14 protein-coding genes are annotated in these 14,479 nt (G+C 37.2%); 8 read left to right on the forward strand and 6 right to left on the reverse strand.

All coding sequences use genetic code 11. The annotated features are described in order from the left end of the window. Positions 1–188: 188 nt before the first annotated feature. A complete protein-coding gene (locus tag QZ019_RS06345; RefSeq protein ID WP_295483336.1) occupies positions 189–338 on the reverse strand; it encodes a hypothetical protein in 150 nt (49 codons plus the stop codon). Between the two features lie 51 nt (positions 339–389). Here QZ019_RS06345 and glpQ point away from each other — a divergent pair, with 51 nt between their 5' ends. Beyond that, positions 390–1,442: a glycerophosphodiester phosphodiesterase gene (gene glpQ, locus QZ019_RS06350; protein ID WP_295483339.1), complete on the forward strand. Its 1,053-nt coding sequence runs from the start codon at positions 390–392 to the stop codon at positions 1,440–1,442. A 66-nt stretch (positions 1,443–1,508) separates the two neighbouring features. Here the strand turns inward: glpQ and QZ019_RS06355 are convergent, their stop codons facing one another. After that, the gene (locus QZ019_RS06355) at positions 1,509–2,312 is read right to left on the reverse strand and encodes a hypothetical protein (RefSeq protein ID WP_295483341.1); all 804 of its coding nucleotides are present in this window, start codon (positions 2,310–2,312) and stop codon (positions 1,509–1,511) included. 276 nt (positions 2,313–2,588) lie between these two features. Here QZ019_RS06355 and QZ019_RS06360 point away from each other — a divergent pair, with 276 nt between their 5' ends. From QZ019_RS06360 to QZ019_RS06370, 3 genes are all read left to right on the forward strand, one after another. Continuing rightward, positions 2,589–3,062, forward strand: a complete 474-nt coding sequence (locus QZ019_RS06360) for a hypothetical protein (protein WP_286036223.1) — start codon at positions 2,589–2,591, stop codon at positions 3,060–3,062. Between the two features lie 169 nt (positions 3,063–3,231). Beyond that, complete coding sequence (locus QZ019_RS06365; protein ID WP_295483343.1) at positions 3,232–4,203, forward strand: polyprenyl synthetase family protein; 972 nt, start codon at positions 3,232–3,234, stop codon at positions 4,201–4,203. Between the two features lie 70 nt (positions 4,204–4,273). Beyond that, a complete protein-coding gene (locus QZ019_RS06370) occupies positions 4,274–5,653 on the forward strand; it encodes a sodium-dependent transporter (protein WP_295483345.1) in 1,380 nt (459 codons plus the stop codon). A 39-nt stretch (positions 5,654–5,692) separates the two neighbouring features. Here QZ019_RS06370 and QZ019_RS09895 read toward each other — a convergent pair whose 3' ends face one another. The 4 genes from QZ019_RS09895 to QZ019_RS06390 form a co-directional block, all read right to left on the reverse strand. Continuing rightward, complete coding sequence (locus QZ019_RS09895) at positions 5,693–6,082, reverse strand: GNAT family N-acetyltransferase (protein ID WP_366936836.1); 390 nt, start codon at positions 6,080–6,082, stop codon at positions 5,693–5,695. Between the two features lie 448 nt (positions 6,083–6,530). Beyond that, a complete protein-coding gene (locus QZ019_RS06380) occupies positions 6,531–7,868 on the reverse strand; it encodes a nucleobase:cation symporter-2 family protein (RefSeq protein WP_294566087.1) in 1,338 nt (445 codons plus the stop codon). A gap of 2 nt (positions 7,869–7,870) precedes the next feature. Next, entirely contained in the window at positions 7,871–8,461 is a 591-nt protein-coding gene (gene xpt, locus QZ019_RS06385) for a xanthine phosphoribosyltransferase (protein ID WP_294566090.1), read from the reverse strand. A 191-nt stretch (positions 8,462–8,652) separates the two neighbouring features. Then, positions 8,653–10,239 carry an FGGY family carbohydrate kinase gene (locus tag QZ019_RS06390; protein WP_295483350.1) on the reverse strand — a complete coding sequence of 529 codons (1,587 nt, stop codon included), beginning with the start codon at positions 10,237–10,239 and terminating at the stop codon, positions 8,653–8,655. Between the two features lie 192 nt (positions 10,240–10,431). Here QZ019_RS06390 and QZ019_RS06395 point away from each other — a divergent pair, with 192 nt between their 5' ends. Genes QZ019_RS06395 through QZ019_RS06410 form a run of 4 tightly spaced genes read left to right on the forward strand, consistent with a single transcriptional unit; the run spans position 10,432 to position 14,429 of the window. Next, the gene (locus QZ019_RS06395) at positions 10,432–11,880 is read left to right on the forward strand and encodes an MATE family efflux transporter (RefSeq protein WP_295483351.1); all 1,449 of its coding nucleotides are present in this window, start codon (positions 10,432–10,434) and stop codon (positions 11,878–11,880) included. A 16-nt stretch (positions 11,881–11,896) separates the two neighbouring features. Then, positions 11,897–12,841 (forward strand): DMT family transporter, encoded by a 945-nt coding sequence (locus tag QZ019_RS06400; RefSeq protein ID WP_295483354.1) that lies wholly within the window; start codon positions 11,897–11,899, stop codon positions 12,839–12,841. 2 nt (positions 12,842–12,843) lie between these two features. Then, positions 12,844–13,659 (forward strand): MBL fold metallo-hydrolase, encoded by an 816-nt coding sequence (locus QZ019_RS06405; protein WP_295483356.1) that lies wholly within the window; start codon positions 12,844–12,846, stop codon positions 13,657–13,659. A 41-nt stretch (positions 13,660–13,700) separates the two neighbouring features. Then, positions 13,701–14,429, forward strand: coding sequence for a Fic family protein (locus tag QZ019_RS06410; RefSeq protein WP_295483359.1), 729 nt, complete (start codon positions 13,701–13,703; stop codon positions 14,427–14,429). The last annotated feature ends 50 nt before the right edge of the window (positions 14,430–14,479 follow it).

Consider the following 14,479-nt stretch of genomic DNA (forward strand, 5'->3'; position numbering starts at 1 on the left):
AAAAAGAAAGAGCTGCTATACTACATAAAAAATCAGGCGATCCGGGCATTATCAAAACTCTTAGTGCCATCTCTATTTATATTATAGAGTATGCATTAAAATTTAGAACTTATCCTTTGCAACATCTACTACCATCATAAAATCACTTTTACAGAAGCAAACATTTTTACTTTGGTATAAAAAGCAACTTACTTGCCATGATTTGGCTCTTCTTTACGCCCTGCATATTTACTAGTAAGTATTACATCTATTACAAAAATCAAACATTCTAAATGTTTAAAACAACCTAAATAAATTTTTATAAAATTTTTAAATTTTACAATAGCAAAATATGCCATTTACACAGCTCTTTTAGACTGATTTTGACATAAATTTTTGAGGATCTCGTTATGTTAAAATCGACTACTGCATTTATCTTTTTAGGTATTTGTGCAGCAAGTTTTGCAAATGCAAAAACAATTGTTGCCCATCGTGGAGCAAGCGCTTATCTGCCTGAGCATACTCTTGAGGCCAAGGCTTTAGCCTATGCAATGGGAGCTGATTATTTGGAACAGGATCTTGCCATGACCAAAGATGATCATTTGGTTGTGGTTCATGATCATTTTCTTGACAGAGTTAGTGACGTCGCAACAAAGTTTCCTGGAAGATCTCGACAGGACGGACGTTATTACGTAATTGATTTTACTTTGGATGAAATCAAAAGCCTCAATTTTACCGAAGGTTTTGAAATCAAAGACGGTAAGATGGTTGCAGGATATAAGGGTCGTTTCCCTTTAATGCAGTCTACTTTTAAGATTCATACACTTGAAGAAGAAATAGAGTTTATTCAAGGTCTCAATAAAACCATGGGTAGAAATGTAGGTATTTATGTAGAGACAAAAGCACCATGGTTCCACAAGCAGGAAGGAAAGGATATTTCAAAAGCTACATTGGATGTTTTGAAAAAATACGGGTACACAACCAAAGACTCCAACTGCATTTTCCAGACATTTGATTATCCGGATCTTAAATATGTAAAAACCCAATTAATGCCGCAGATGGGTATGGATTTGCGTACCGTTATCTTAATTACTACCAATCCGACTGAAACTTATGAATTAAAGAACGGAAAGTGGGAATCATTTGATTATAAATATTTAATTGACCCTGCGAATATGACCGAAATTGCGCAATATGCAGATGGTATGGGCCCTGATTATAATCTGCTCTTTGATGTTGAAAAAAGCAGCAAAGGGCATATCGTAGTCAACGATTTTGTAAAAAATGCACATAACAACGGCATGATTGTACATCCGTATACTATTAGAAAAGATCGCTTACCTGATTATGTTGTAAATGTTGATGAACTTTATGATGCCGTCTTGTATAAAGCTGATGCAGACGGAGTCTTTACTGATTTCCCTGATTTGGGCGTTAAATTCGTAGAGTCAAAAGAAAAGTAGATAAGAATTAAGAAAGGAAATAGTGTAGGCCCTTATACGGCAGAAAATCGCATAGGGGCCATTTTTTTAGATAAGAAAATAACGATTTGGTTTTCTTTCGCTATTGTTTGCCATAACTACAGCCATTTTTTGAGCTATTTTTTCTAAAACCTGCGGCGGAATTCCGCGGATTTTCTTTTTGCAAACAGCAATGCAGGCACGGCATCCCATGCATTTTTCTTTATTTTCCTCTAAAACACTGCAGGTTTTAGGATCGATAATTCCCATCGGACAAATCTTAATGCACACTTTACAATTGGCGCACTCCTCATCAGTTAACTTTTGGGGAATAAAAGGAACCTGACCGTAAGGCTTATAAGGGGCATTGTTATGAAAATCAAAAGTACTATCTCCTTCATAAGCGCATGCTTTACGATAAACGTCTGCTGCCATTGCTTTTAAATCGGCAGTATCTTGAACATCAGGTCGACCGTGGGCTAATTTTCTTTCCTGAGAATGTTCAGCAACGCTTTCGGCATATCCTATTACTTTAAAACCATGAGCCGTTAAAAAGTCTGCTGCCTCACGCGGCGCGTCTTCGCAAAGGCGGTTACCGTACACATTAACAATAAAGGCTAGAGCTCCGTTTCCTTCAAGATTTTTCCAGTCATAAATGCATTTGGGCATTCGTCCAAAATAAACAGGGAAGCAAAAAACAAATAAAGTGTCGGGAGACAACTCTGTTTTCAAAGCACGAAAGCGAGGAGTAATAAAATTCATTGTTGATACATTTTCAGTTTGCTCTTTAAAACCTTCAGCAACAGCTCCTGCGACTTTTTTAACTCCGCCTGTGGGCGACATATAGGCAACAATGGTTTTATTGATTCGCATTTTCCATCTCTTTGGTGCAAACAAGTGCTTTTTAGACAAAAGACTAAATTTTTATACGCATCTATCTTTTGTGGTTGATATCTGTGGATTTATGCCTAAATATTTAATTTTTATCAAATAACATATCTAAAAAAATATCTTATATAGGTATGATAATTAAATAAAATGGCAAAGATGATAATATATAGCAAAATTAAATGCTTTATTTACTATTTTACTCTGTATAATATTCGATATAAAAATATATAAAACATTTTATTACTATGGTGTGCGTCTATGGCTGCTAATAGAAAACGCAAAAGCATTTCGGCATTTGGAATTGAATTTACCAGTATTTCCGAGCTTACCGAGCTTTTAGGTTATAAAAGTAAGTTTTCTTATAACTTCATTTTAAATCAGTACGGTTCGATAGAAGGACTCGTAAGAGCTCGTCTTGGTTATGACTCCGATGTCACTGACACCAAAGTCAAAGAAAAACTTTTATCTTTAAAAGAGAGAAAAACAAATCCGTTATCTGAAGACGCATTAAATCAGCAGCATTCACGTGCAAGCCGTCTTGCGGTTCAGCTTATTAAAGCAGGTGTAAATAAAATCATCAGTGAACGCGACGCTATGGAAACTTTGGCATTGTTAAACGGTTTAAAACTTACCGATGACATTGCAAAAAATATTTTAAGCGCGATTAAAACCTACAGCGAAACTCTTGATTCCCATGTCTTGGTCGAAACTTTAGATAAAATCAAAGATTAATTTTCATGATCCTTTTTCAAGGTGATACTAAGAAAAAGGATCTAAATTTCAGTGGAATCTTCTTTTCTTTAATCTTTTATTTCCCAGTTAATCCCTTTTGCCGCAATATCGTGATAAAATTTTGCAAGTATTGGATAATGTAATGGCTTAGGCTGTTTAAGGATAACGCATGGCGCTTTTTGAAGCTTTGATCGGATCTGAAATGAAAAAGGTCGAAGCTACATTAGTTGAAGGTTTCAGTGACTCAGATCTTGAAGCACATGTCAACTCGTTATGCTTGTCCATTATCAATGCCGGCGGTAAGCGCATGCGTCCGGCTCTCGTTTTGCTCGCAGCTCACCTTTTGCCGACATACACCGATGAAGAAGAAATTGCGGTTTGCAAGCTTGCAGCCGGTGTTGAACTTCTGCATACGGCAACTCTTATTCACGATGATGTAATTGATAATTCATTAATGCGCCGCGGGCATCCGACATTAAACAGTACTTCAGGTAATCACGTCGCTGTTCTTGCAGGTGACTATATGTTCACCAGATGCTTTGCGACGATAAAAGATCTTAAAAAAGCTGATGTTTTAAATATCATCAGCGATACATTGGCAACCCTGGTAACAGGCGAGCTTGATCAGCTCAAAAACGAGGGTGACGTCAATATCAGCGTAGAAGATTACTACACTACAATTTACTGCAAAACAGGTGCTTTATTTGAGCTTTCAGCATCAGCACCCGCTGTTTATCTGGGTGAAGAAGAAAAGTACATTACCGCTTTAAAAAACTACGGCAGATACATCGGAAACGCCTTTCAGATAATTGATGATTGCCTTGATTATTCATCTGACAGTAAAACATTAGGTAAAAATGCCGGAGAGGACCTTCAGGATAAAAGGATAACTTTGCCGGTTATTTTTGCATTGCAGCGATGCTCTGAGGCTGAAAAAGAAATTTTGATTAAAGCAATTGAAAATGCAGATCTTGAAACTGTAATCAGCTATATCAATAAATACGACACACTAAAAGAGTGCAAAAAAGCTGCGGAACAATCAGGAGAACAAGCCGTTAAAGAGCTTAACGTTTTTCCTGAAAATGAATATAAACAAGCACTTATTTCATTAGTACAGCGTGCCTTAAACCGTAAAAATTAATATATTTATCCTAATATCTTACAATTTGTTATAATGCCTAGTTTATATTCGTATAAAAAGGCATATAGTTATGGCACGACAGACTTGGACTAACCGGCTGACTTATATTTTGACTGTTGCCGGTGCTACTATCGGTTTTGGAGCAACTTGGCGATTCCCTTATTTAGTAGGCGAGAACGGCGGCGGTGCATATGTTTTAACTTTTATTATCGTAATGCTGCTTGTCGGTATTCCTATTATTCTCGTTGAAAATGTTATTGGACGCAGAGCCCAAAGCAACAGTGTTGACGCTTTTATCTTATCTTTAAAAAATAAAGCCAGAACAAATCCTTTATGGAAGATTGTCGGATATTTAGGCTTGCTGGGAGCCTTCGGCATTCTTGCATATTACATGGTGATAGGCGCGTGGGTTATTTCATATATTATTCATATTTGCATGGGCGCTTTTGGCATCTCCGGAGGTCTTGATTTATCAGCTCCCATAACCAAAGAAATTACCGAAAGCTTTTATGAAGCAAACATTGAAAACGCTCCTATATTTATAACCTTATGCACAATTATTTTCGTTTGGATTAACTGGGTTATTTTAAGAAAAGGCGTAATTAAAGGCATTGAGCGTTCAGTAAAATATTTAATGCCGCTGTTATTCTTATGCCTTATCGTAATGGTAGGAAGAAATCTTACTCTTGATAATGCAGGAGAGGGTATCAAATTCTATTTAATGCCTGATTTTTCCAAGATCACACCGCAGCTTTTCCTTGATGTTTTAGGTCAGGTATTCTTTGCCTTATCCTTAGGCTTTGGCGTAATGATCACTTTATCTTCACATTTAAGCAATAATGAAGATATGGTAAAAACTGCAACGATTACCGGTGTCATTAATACCGTTATTGCAGTTATGGCCGGATTTATGATTTTCCCGTCATTATTTAGTGTAAATCTTGCCCCTGATTCAGGTCCGTCACTTGTTTTTAAATCTTTGCCGATTGCTTTTTCCGAAATGCATTTTGGCAATTTCTTTGCCATTGTATTCTTCTTACTTCTCGTAATTGCCGCATTGACCACATCTCTTACTATTTATCAGGTAATCATCAGCGTATTGTTCGAGAAGTTTAAGATAAGACTTAAAGGTGCTATTAATATATCCTTAATCGGTGTGTTTGTTTTCGGTAATATTCCGTGCATTATGGCTTATGGACCTTGGAGAGACGTAAGATTTATAAACCGCAATATTTTTGATGCTTTTGACTTTATTAGCGGGAATATCTGTTTCGTCCTCACAGCTTTAGGCGCCACTTTATTTGTCGGCTGGGTAATGAAAGATGAAGCTAAAGCTGAGCTTGATAATAACGGTTTGATGAAGCAAAAAGTAACTAATTTGTGGTTTAACTACGTAAAATATGTAGTACCGTTTATTATTCTGGTAATTTTTATCTACGGATTAATCTAAATCCCTTGCAGGGAAACAAATTGTTTCCCTGCCCTCTAATCATAAATTCTTTTCGTACACGAAAAAATATTCAGGACTTTCCTGTCCTTCATATAGATATCCACCTTTTCTCTTGGCTACTTGTTTAAACATAAGTAAGTCGTAAAACTTATAGTTGCATGAAGTGTCCGTAAGTAGAAAAACGTTTTGCGCTCCTTCTTTGCGTACTTTCTTAATTGCAAAATCTATAAGTTTTCTGCCAAGACCTTTACCCTGTAATTTAGGATCGATGATTAATAGAACAATTTCAGCGTCATATTTGTCAGTAGGATAATATTGCTGCAATTTTGCGTAATTGTAAGCATACAAAGCGTGTACTTTAAGACCTTCCCTGCATTGCGCAAATAAACTTAAAAAACCTCCTAAAACTTTAAAAACAATTTTTGACATGAAAAAACGAGGCTTTTTTGATTTTTGTTTTAACAGTATAAATCCTGTAACCGCATTACTGTCGGTAATGCAATAGGCTTTGCTTGACCTTTTTAAACAATATAAAAAGTAGTGTACGGCAAGCAGTTTGTTGAAAAATTGTTTTTTAGGATTTCCGTATTCAAACCAAATCCGATGCAAAAGAGCACAGACTTCAGGTAGTAAAGAATAATTAAATTTTAAAATTTGCGCCATAAATTCAAAGACTTGTATTTATCTGTAGGTGTTTATGGAAAAAAATTAATATATTTATTAACATCCATCATTGTCGCATTATAAAGCGGTTTTGTGAGATTTATGAGACAAGAAGCTATTTCTTTAAGAGTAATCAGCGACTTGATATTATCAGACAGGGATGAAGAAAGGTAGAAAAAGGAGATCCTGCAACGAAGCAGGATCTGAAATTTGTTTACTCCTTAATCCGGATTAAGAAATTAGAAAGAATAGCGACGATGCCGCCTGTGGTAATACCTGATGAAAAGATATGCTTAATGGTATCAGGCATATGACTTAATATATCCGGCACCAGTTCCACACTTAGACCTAAAGAGAAGCTAAGTCCCATGACGAGCATTGCTTTACGGTTTAAATGCTGAGATGCAATAATTCTGATTCCAGATGCGGCCACGGTACCGAACATAAGTAAAGTAGCTCCGCCTAAAACGGGATCGGGAATTAAAGAGAACACCAAACCGACAGCCGGGAAAACTCCCAGAATAATCAAAAACAGGGCGATGAAATATCCTACATAGCGGCTTGCAACACCTGTCAACTGAATCATGCCGTTATTCTGGGCAAAAATCGAGTTGGGGAATGAATTTAAAATTCCGGCAAGCATAGAGTTAAAGCCGTCGGCTAAAATACCGCCGGATGCGCGTTTGATGAACTTATCACCGACAACAGGCTCTCCGGAGATTAGAGAGTTGGCCGTAACGTCACCATAAGCTTCAATAGCGGTAATTAAATAAACGATGCCAAGCGAAATAATTGCACCGATATCAAAATCTATACCGTAACGGAAAGGAACCGGAACATTAAAACCGCCGTAGCTTGTAATAGCGGAAAAATCAATTCTGCCGATAAAGTATGAAACTACGTAGCCTATAAGTAATCCTATAACGATTGAACTCATACGCAGGTATTTATTTGAACTTCTATTGAAAATCAAAATAGATACTATTACTAAAGCGGCAAGTCCCAAATTCTCCATTGAACCGAAGGTTCCGTTTTCCATAGCGCTAAATCCGCCCCCGCAGGAAATAACTCCGACTTTAATAAGGCTCAAGCCGATTAAAGTTACGACAATTCCAGATACCAACGGAGTGATGATTTTCCTGGTGTAGCGAAGAACACGGCTGATTAACATTTCAACGGTAGAGCCGAAAATCGTTGCACCGAAAACAGTACTAAGGCCACCGGTTAATCCTGCGCCGATAATCGGGGAAATAAAGGAAAAGCTCGTACCTTGAATGCATAAAAGACCGCAGCCAATAGGGCCTAGTCTCTTGCACTGAATAAAAGTTGAAATACCGGAGGCAAACAATGCCATTGAAACTAAAAAGCCTGTGGTTACGTAATCAAGCTTTAATGCTCCGGCAATAATAAGCGGAGGTGTTACGATTGCCACGAAAATGGCAAGAAGGTGCTGTAAAGCAGCAAACAAAGTTTCCTTTAAAGGAGGTCTGTCATTTAATCCGTAGATAAGATCTGCTTTAAAGTCTTCTGCGTTTTTAGTTGTTTTTTCCATAATTATTTTTTAATGGTAATAGTGCAGTTATCAAGGCTTTCAATAATGGCTAAAGACTCTACTTGAATATTAAGTCCGCGCAAATAATCACCACCGTGCTGGAATGCTTTTTCAATTAAAAAGCCCATACCGACAAGCTCAGCTTCAGCCTGATTTATTAAGTCGATAATGCCTTTTGCAGCGTTACCGTTTGCCAAAAAGTCATCGATAAAAAGAACTTTATCGCCTTTATGTAAAAACTCTTTGGCTACACAGACATCATATGAACGCTGCTTGGTAAAGGAAAAAACAGAAGTAACAAGCATATCGCTCATTGTCGAAGGTTTCTTTTTCTTGGCAAAGACAACAGGAACGTCAAGCAAGAATCCCATCATGATTGCAGGAGCAATACCGCTTGCTTCAATAGTTAAAATTTTGTTGATATCTTTTGCGGCAAAACGGCGTACCAATTCGATTGACATCTGCTTTAATAATTCAGGATCGATTTGATGATTAATGAAATTATCGACTTTTAAGATGCCGCCTTCTAAGCATTTACCATCAGTTAAAATGCGTTTAACAAGCGGTGCAAATTGCTTGGTTTGTTCGGTCATAATGGTCCTGCCGGAAAAAGAACGAAAGATGAGATAAAGACTTAATCAGTCTTTAAAATTTGGCGTATTTTACTCCTTTTTCCTCAAAATTTTTAACTTATATGCAAGTTTATAGGCAAATAATTATTGTCTATATAAGGAAACGGCGCTTAACAAAGGAAGCGCCGTTGAAATTTTTCTAACTTTTAAGGCTAATCAGAGGTTTTATTATTATCAAATTTTGAGCATTCTTCTCTAATCTTGGCAAGTTTTGTAAATGAAGACGGCATATCGCTTTGTACTAACTCTCGCTTTAATGTAAACAATTTGCGATATTGTGCGCTGTTTTCCTTATTCGGTTCATATTCAGCATCTTTTTCAAGCAAAGACTCAAGTTTACTTAAGAGATCGTCAACGTCGCCTGCAGCATAGGCAGCAAAGACACTATTGGTTCTGACAGCGCCGCCTGAGACTTTATATCGGGTAACAACAGCGTCAAGCATATCAGCCTTAATTTGATTCCATAAATGATCGCGGCTGCCGCCTTCTGCTACCGTTATCCTAGTAAGATCGACTCCCGCATCTTTATATACATCCGCAATTTCCATATAGTCAAAGCCGATAGCCTCAAGGACAGCTCTCCACATAACAAATTGATCTGTATCAAGCTCCAGATTTAAAAAAGCCCCGCAGGCGTTTTTGGCAAAATCGGTACCGCCGGTTAAATAAGGAAGGAAGATAACACCGTTTGATCCTATACCGATCTTTGCTGCTTCCTTAGATAAATTTTGATAATAAGCCGGGTCATCGCCTTTTTGGCAAACGGAGTCTTTAAACCATCTTAAGGCAAGACCTCCGGTACGAATAAATCCCCAATAAAAGTATGTGTCAGGCAAAGTCCCGCTGTTAAAAATAAGTCCGGTACCTTTTTGCGATAATTTAGGAATAATACCTTTTGTCGATACGCAAAACATTGCACAGGTTCCGGCTACATCCACGCCTTGATTGGCTTTGAAAATTCCGGCGCCAAGCATTGACTGCATGGTATCACCGGCTCCGGCGCAAATCTTGGTATCAGTACTAAGCCCGGTTCTTTTTGCCATTTCATTGCATACTGTGCCTACAACATCCCATGGCTTTAGAATACGGGGCATGAATTTTTTATCTATGCCTAAAATTTGAAGCTGTTCATCGCTCCATTCTTTTTTCTCAACTTTATAGCCAAGGCCCCAACCTGACATAGTTCCCCAATCGATATAAGCATCATCGCCCTTAAGGCCTGCAAGATGCATTCCGATATAGGGAGCGTTATGCACGAATTTGACACCTCTTTCATTAAATGCTTGAGAGTTTTTTATAAACCAGCGGGCGAACATGGCAGGGAACAAGCATTTAGCTTCAGGATTACCGGTTTCTTTAGCAAAGATTTCAAGGTTAAGGCTGTTTATATAATTAACATCGTCCTGGGTTCTTGAATCAAGGTAGTTAATGTAAGGAGTAATCGCATTGCCTTCTTTGTCTACACCACAGATGCCGCAGATAACACCGTCGCAAAGAACGGATTTAATTGCGTTTGCGCTGTAGCCTTGACCTTTAACATCATCAACGCATAATTTTATGCAATCAATTGTGATGTTTAAAAACTCGTCAATATCCATATCAACCCAGCCGGGATTGGGATAGGTCAATGTAGTAGGCTTTGTATAAGAGCAAAGACAATTGGTGTGTTCGTCAAATACGGCAACTTTAACGCTTTGAGTTCCGGCATCGATACCGATATAGAGTTTTTCTGATTGCATGTTTTAAGCCTTACATATATTAAATTTTTTAACAATATACCGAAGGTTTTAAGAAAAACAATCAACAAATGTGAAAAATGGTGCTTAAGGAAAATTATTATCAATAATTTTTGCTTTTAGTTTATTGTGTTAGCGGTTTTAAAAATTTTTTAAAGTTGTAAAATTCATGCTGTTTTAGAAACGGAAATTATAATGGCAGCTGAAGATAAACTACTCGATAAAATCCGCATCAGACAAAAGCTCACTTTAAAGGATGAGATTGAGCTTATTATAAGACTAAGTATTCCATCCATTCTGGCGCAAATATCCACTATCATCATGTTTTATATTGATGCTGCAATGGTAGGAAGCTTGGGCGCTGCCGCTTCTGCGTCTATAGGTCTTGTTTCATCAAGTATGTGGATGTGCGGCGGTCTATGCTCAGCCGTATCAATGGGCTTTTCAGTTCAAGTAGCGCATATGGTGGGAGCCGGTGATTTTGTACAGGCACGAAATGTTTTAAGACAGGGACTTATTTACGGTTTATCAGCAGGTCTATTTTTATGCGTGATCGGTATGATCATAAGTCCGGTATTACCGGTTTGGCTTGGTGGCGGCAGCGATATTATTGAAAACTCTTCTAAATATTTCTTTATCTTTGCCTTAGGCATTCCTTTCATGCAGCTTAATTACTTAAGCGCCAGCATGCATCGCTGCTCAGGAAATATGCGACTTCCAAGCATTCTTAACACAATGATGTGTTTTTTAGATGTGGTGTTTAATTATTTTCTTATCTTTCCATCAAAAGAGATTGATGTTTTAGGTTTAAGCATCATCATTCCCAGAGCAGATCTCGGTGTTCAAGGCGCAGCATTAGGTACGATGCTTGCCTTTGTCGTGACATCCTTTTTAATGAGCTATACGCTATGCTTTAAATCAAAGTATCTAAATTTAAGACAGGAGAAAGGTTCTTTTAAACCGCAGCGTTCCATTTTAAAGAAAGCACTTAAGATTTGTACCCCTATGGGAGCACAAAATGTTGCGATGTGCTCAGCTCAGATAGCCTCTACTTTAATTGTGGCACCTTTAGGAACAATCGCAATCGCTGCCCATTCATTTGCGATTACCGCTGAAAGTTTATGCTATATGCCGGGATATGGCACGGGTGATGCCGCTACTACCCTGGTAGGACAAAGTGTAGGCGCAAGGAGACCGAAGCTTACGGTAAGTTTTGCGAGGATTTCCGTATCAATAGGAATGATCGTAATGACTATTATGGGAGTTTTACTATACTTTTTTGCCTATGACATGATGGCAATTTTGACTCCCGATGAAGCAGTTCGAGAACTCGGAACAACGGTTTTACGCATAGAGGCTTTTGCTGAACCCATGTTTGCAGCTTCCATTGTATGTTACGGAGCATTCGTCGGTGCCGGTGATACTTTTATTCCAAGTGCCATGAATCTATTTAGCATGTGGGCAGTACGCCTTACTATTGCGTATTTCTTGTCTCAAGAATACGGACTTGTAGGTGTTTGGATAGCCATGTGCCTTGAATTATGTTTTAGAGGTCTAATCTTCTTAATTCGTCTCTTTTGGGGTAAATGGTTCAAATTTGATGAAATCAAACCAAATAAAACTACAATAAGCACCGCAAAATAAATTAGGGAAATAAAATATGCCTTCATCAGCAATAAAAGGACATCTTTCTTTACTAGGGGCAAATGCCATGTGGGGACTTATGTCCCCTGTAGCCAAAATTGTTATGGTCGGAGGTACTATCACTCCGCTGGTCATGACTGACATCCGGATCTTCGGTGCAATGATTTTGTTTTGGCTCTTGTCCTTTTTTACTAAACATGAACATGTCCCACATAAAGATTTAGCTAAACTTTTTTGGGCTTCACTTTTTGCCATTATTTTTAATCAAGGATCTTTTATTTTCGGAGTAGGACTCACAACTCCTGGTAATGCCTCAATTATTACGACCAGTATGCCTTTATGGGCAATGGTTCTTGCTGCTTTATTTTTAGGCGATCCTATTACCGGTAAAAAGGTATTGGGTATTGCATCGGGAGCTTGCGGTGCTCTGCTTTTGATTTTAAGTTCAGAAACCGGTTCTTCACAGGAAGCTCAAGGAAATATATTAGGTGATATTTTAGTTTTATTAGCTGAATTCAGCTTTGCTATATATATCGTATTTTTTAAAGGACTTGTCAGTAAATATTCTCTTGTGACTGTAATGAAATGGCTTTTTACATTCTCTTTTATCTGTGCCGTTCCTTTTTCTTATACAAGTTTGACCTCAACAAATTGGCATGCTTTAAGTTTCAATGAGATAGAAGCCCTGTTATTCGTGGTTATAGGAAGTACTTTTTTAAGTTATTTATTGTTGGTGATAGGGCAAAAAGCAGTGGGTCCCACTACAGCCGGAATGTATAATTATGTGCAGCCGATTATTGCTTGCGCAGTTGCTATTTCATGGGGTCTTGATTCCTTCAGCTTCATCAAAGGAATTGCCGTTATTATGATTTTCTGCGGCGTTTATATGGTTTCAATAAGCAGAACCAAGGAACAGATTGAAGCATACAAGGCCAAAAAGGCAAAAGAAAGTAAGGATTAAAAATGAAACGCGATATTGTTTTTTTAGGAACTGGATATGCTTTAGCTTTAAATTGCTACAACTCCTGCTTTGTTATTCGAAACGATAATGAATATTTTATGGTTGATGCAGGCGGTGGTAATCAAATTTTAAAACTCCTTCAAGATACTAAAATCGACATTGATAAAATTCATGATCTTTTCGTTACCCATACGCATACCGATCATGTTCTTGGAGTTATTTGGGTAATGCGCTCAATCCTGCAAAAAATAAAAGCAGGTAAATACGAAGGCTCATTGCGTATTTTTTCACATGAAAAGGTTTTAAATCTGCTGAAAACTATTTGTACCGCTACTTTACCTAAGAAACTTGTTGCTTTAATGAATGAGCGTGTCATGTTTAATGAATTGACTGATGGCTCAGATTTTCAAAGCTGCGGTATGTCTTTTAAAGCATTTGATATTTTATCCACAAAAGAAAAGCAATATGGTTTTACCGCATTGTTTGAGGATGGACTCAAACTTTCGTATTTAGGTGATGAACCGTTTAATGAGCACTGTGAAAGCTATGTTACAGACAGTGATTATTTAATTACTGAAGCTTTTTGTCTGTACAAAGATAGGAATATATATAAGCCTTATGAAAAGCATCACAGCACGGCAAAAGATGCTGCTGAGTGCGCATCAAAACTTAGAGCTAAAAACATTATTCTTTTCCACACAGAAGACAACGATCTTAAAAATCGTAAAGAAACCTATACAAAAGAAGCTTCTGAATATTTTTCAGGCAAGATTTATGTGCCTGATGATCTTGATGTTATTTGCTTGGAAACGCAATAAGACTCATTACAATAAACTTATGCTGGTTTGATGAGATTCTGATGATGTCTCTTGAAGAAAAAGTTCAATGTTTTCATAACGTTTTCAATCAATTAAGTAAAACTCGTCAAACAGAATATTTAGACAACTTTTGTATTCGTTATACACACGATTCAACAACTATTGAAGGTAATACCTGCTCATATTTTGATACCGTTCTACTATTAACCGAAGGCCTTACACCTGCAGGAAAACAATTAAATGAAGTATATGAAATTGTTGGGCATGATAAAGCAATCAAATTATTATTAAGTTATGCGCAAAATAAAACTGCCATTTCAGAAGATGTGATTTGCGCATTATACAAAGAAGTAATCTTTCCTGTAGTGCATACCAACTCTTATCGAAAGAGTGAAGTGTACATCAGAGGTGCAACTCATTGTGTTGTTGACACAGCTCATATCTATCAAGAAATGAAATTTTTTGTAGCAGATTTAAGCACTAAAAATTTTAGTTCACCTATAGAAAAAGCAGCTTTTGCTCATGCGCAATTAGTTAAAATTCATCCTTTTTATGACGGCAACGGAAGAACAAGCCGCCTAATTATGAATTTATCATTGCTTAACAATGATTATCCGATGCTCAATATTAAAAAAGAGATGCGATCAAAATACTTTTTTGCTCTTAATCAATATGGTGAAAACAAAGATCTCAATCCTTTTATAAAATTTATGAAAACGATCATGATTCACCAAATTGATGAATTTTTAAATAAATACAGGTTACAGTGAGATTGATTGCGCTTTTAATGTTAATCACGCCTAGTTAATACAACTTATTG

This window comes from uncultured Succinatimonas sp., assembly GCF_905203285.1.
GTDB lineage: Bacteria > Pseudomonadota > Gammaproteobacteria > Enterobacterales > Succinivibrionaceae > Succinatimonas.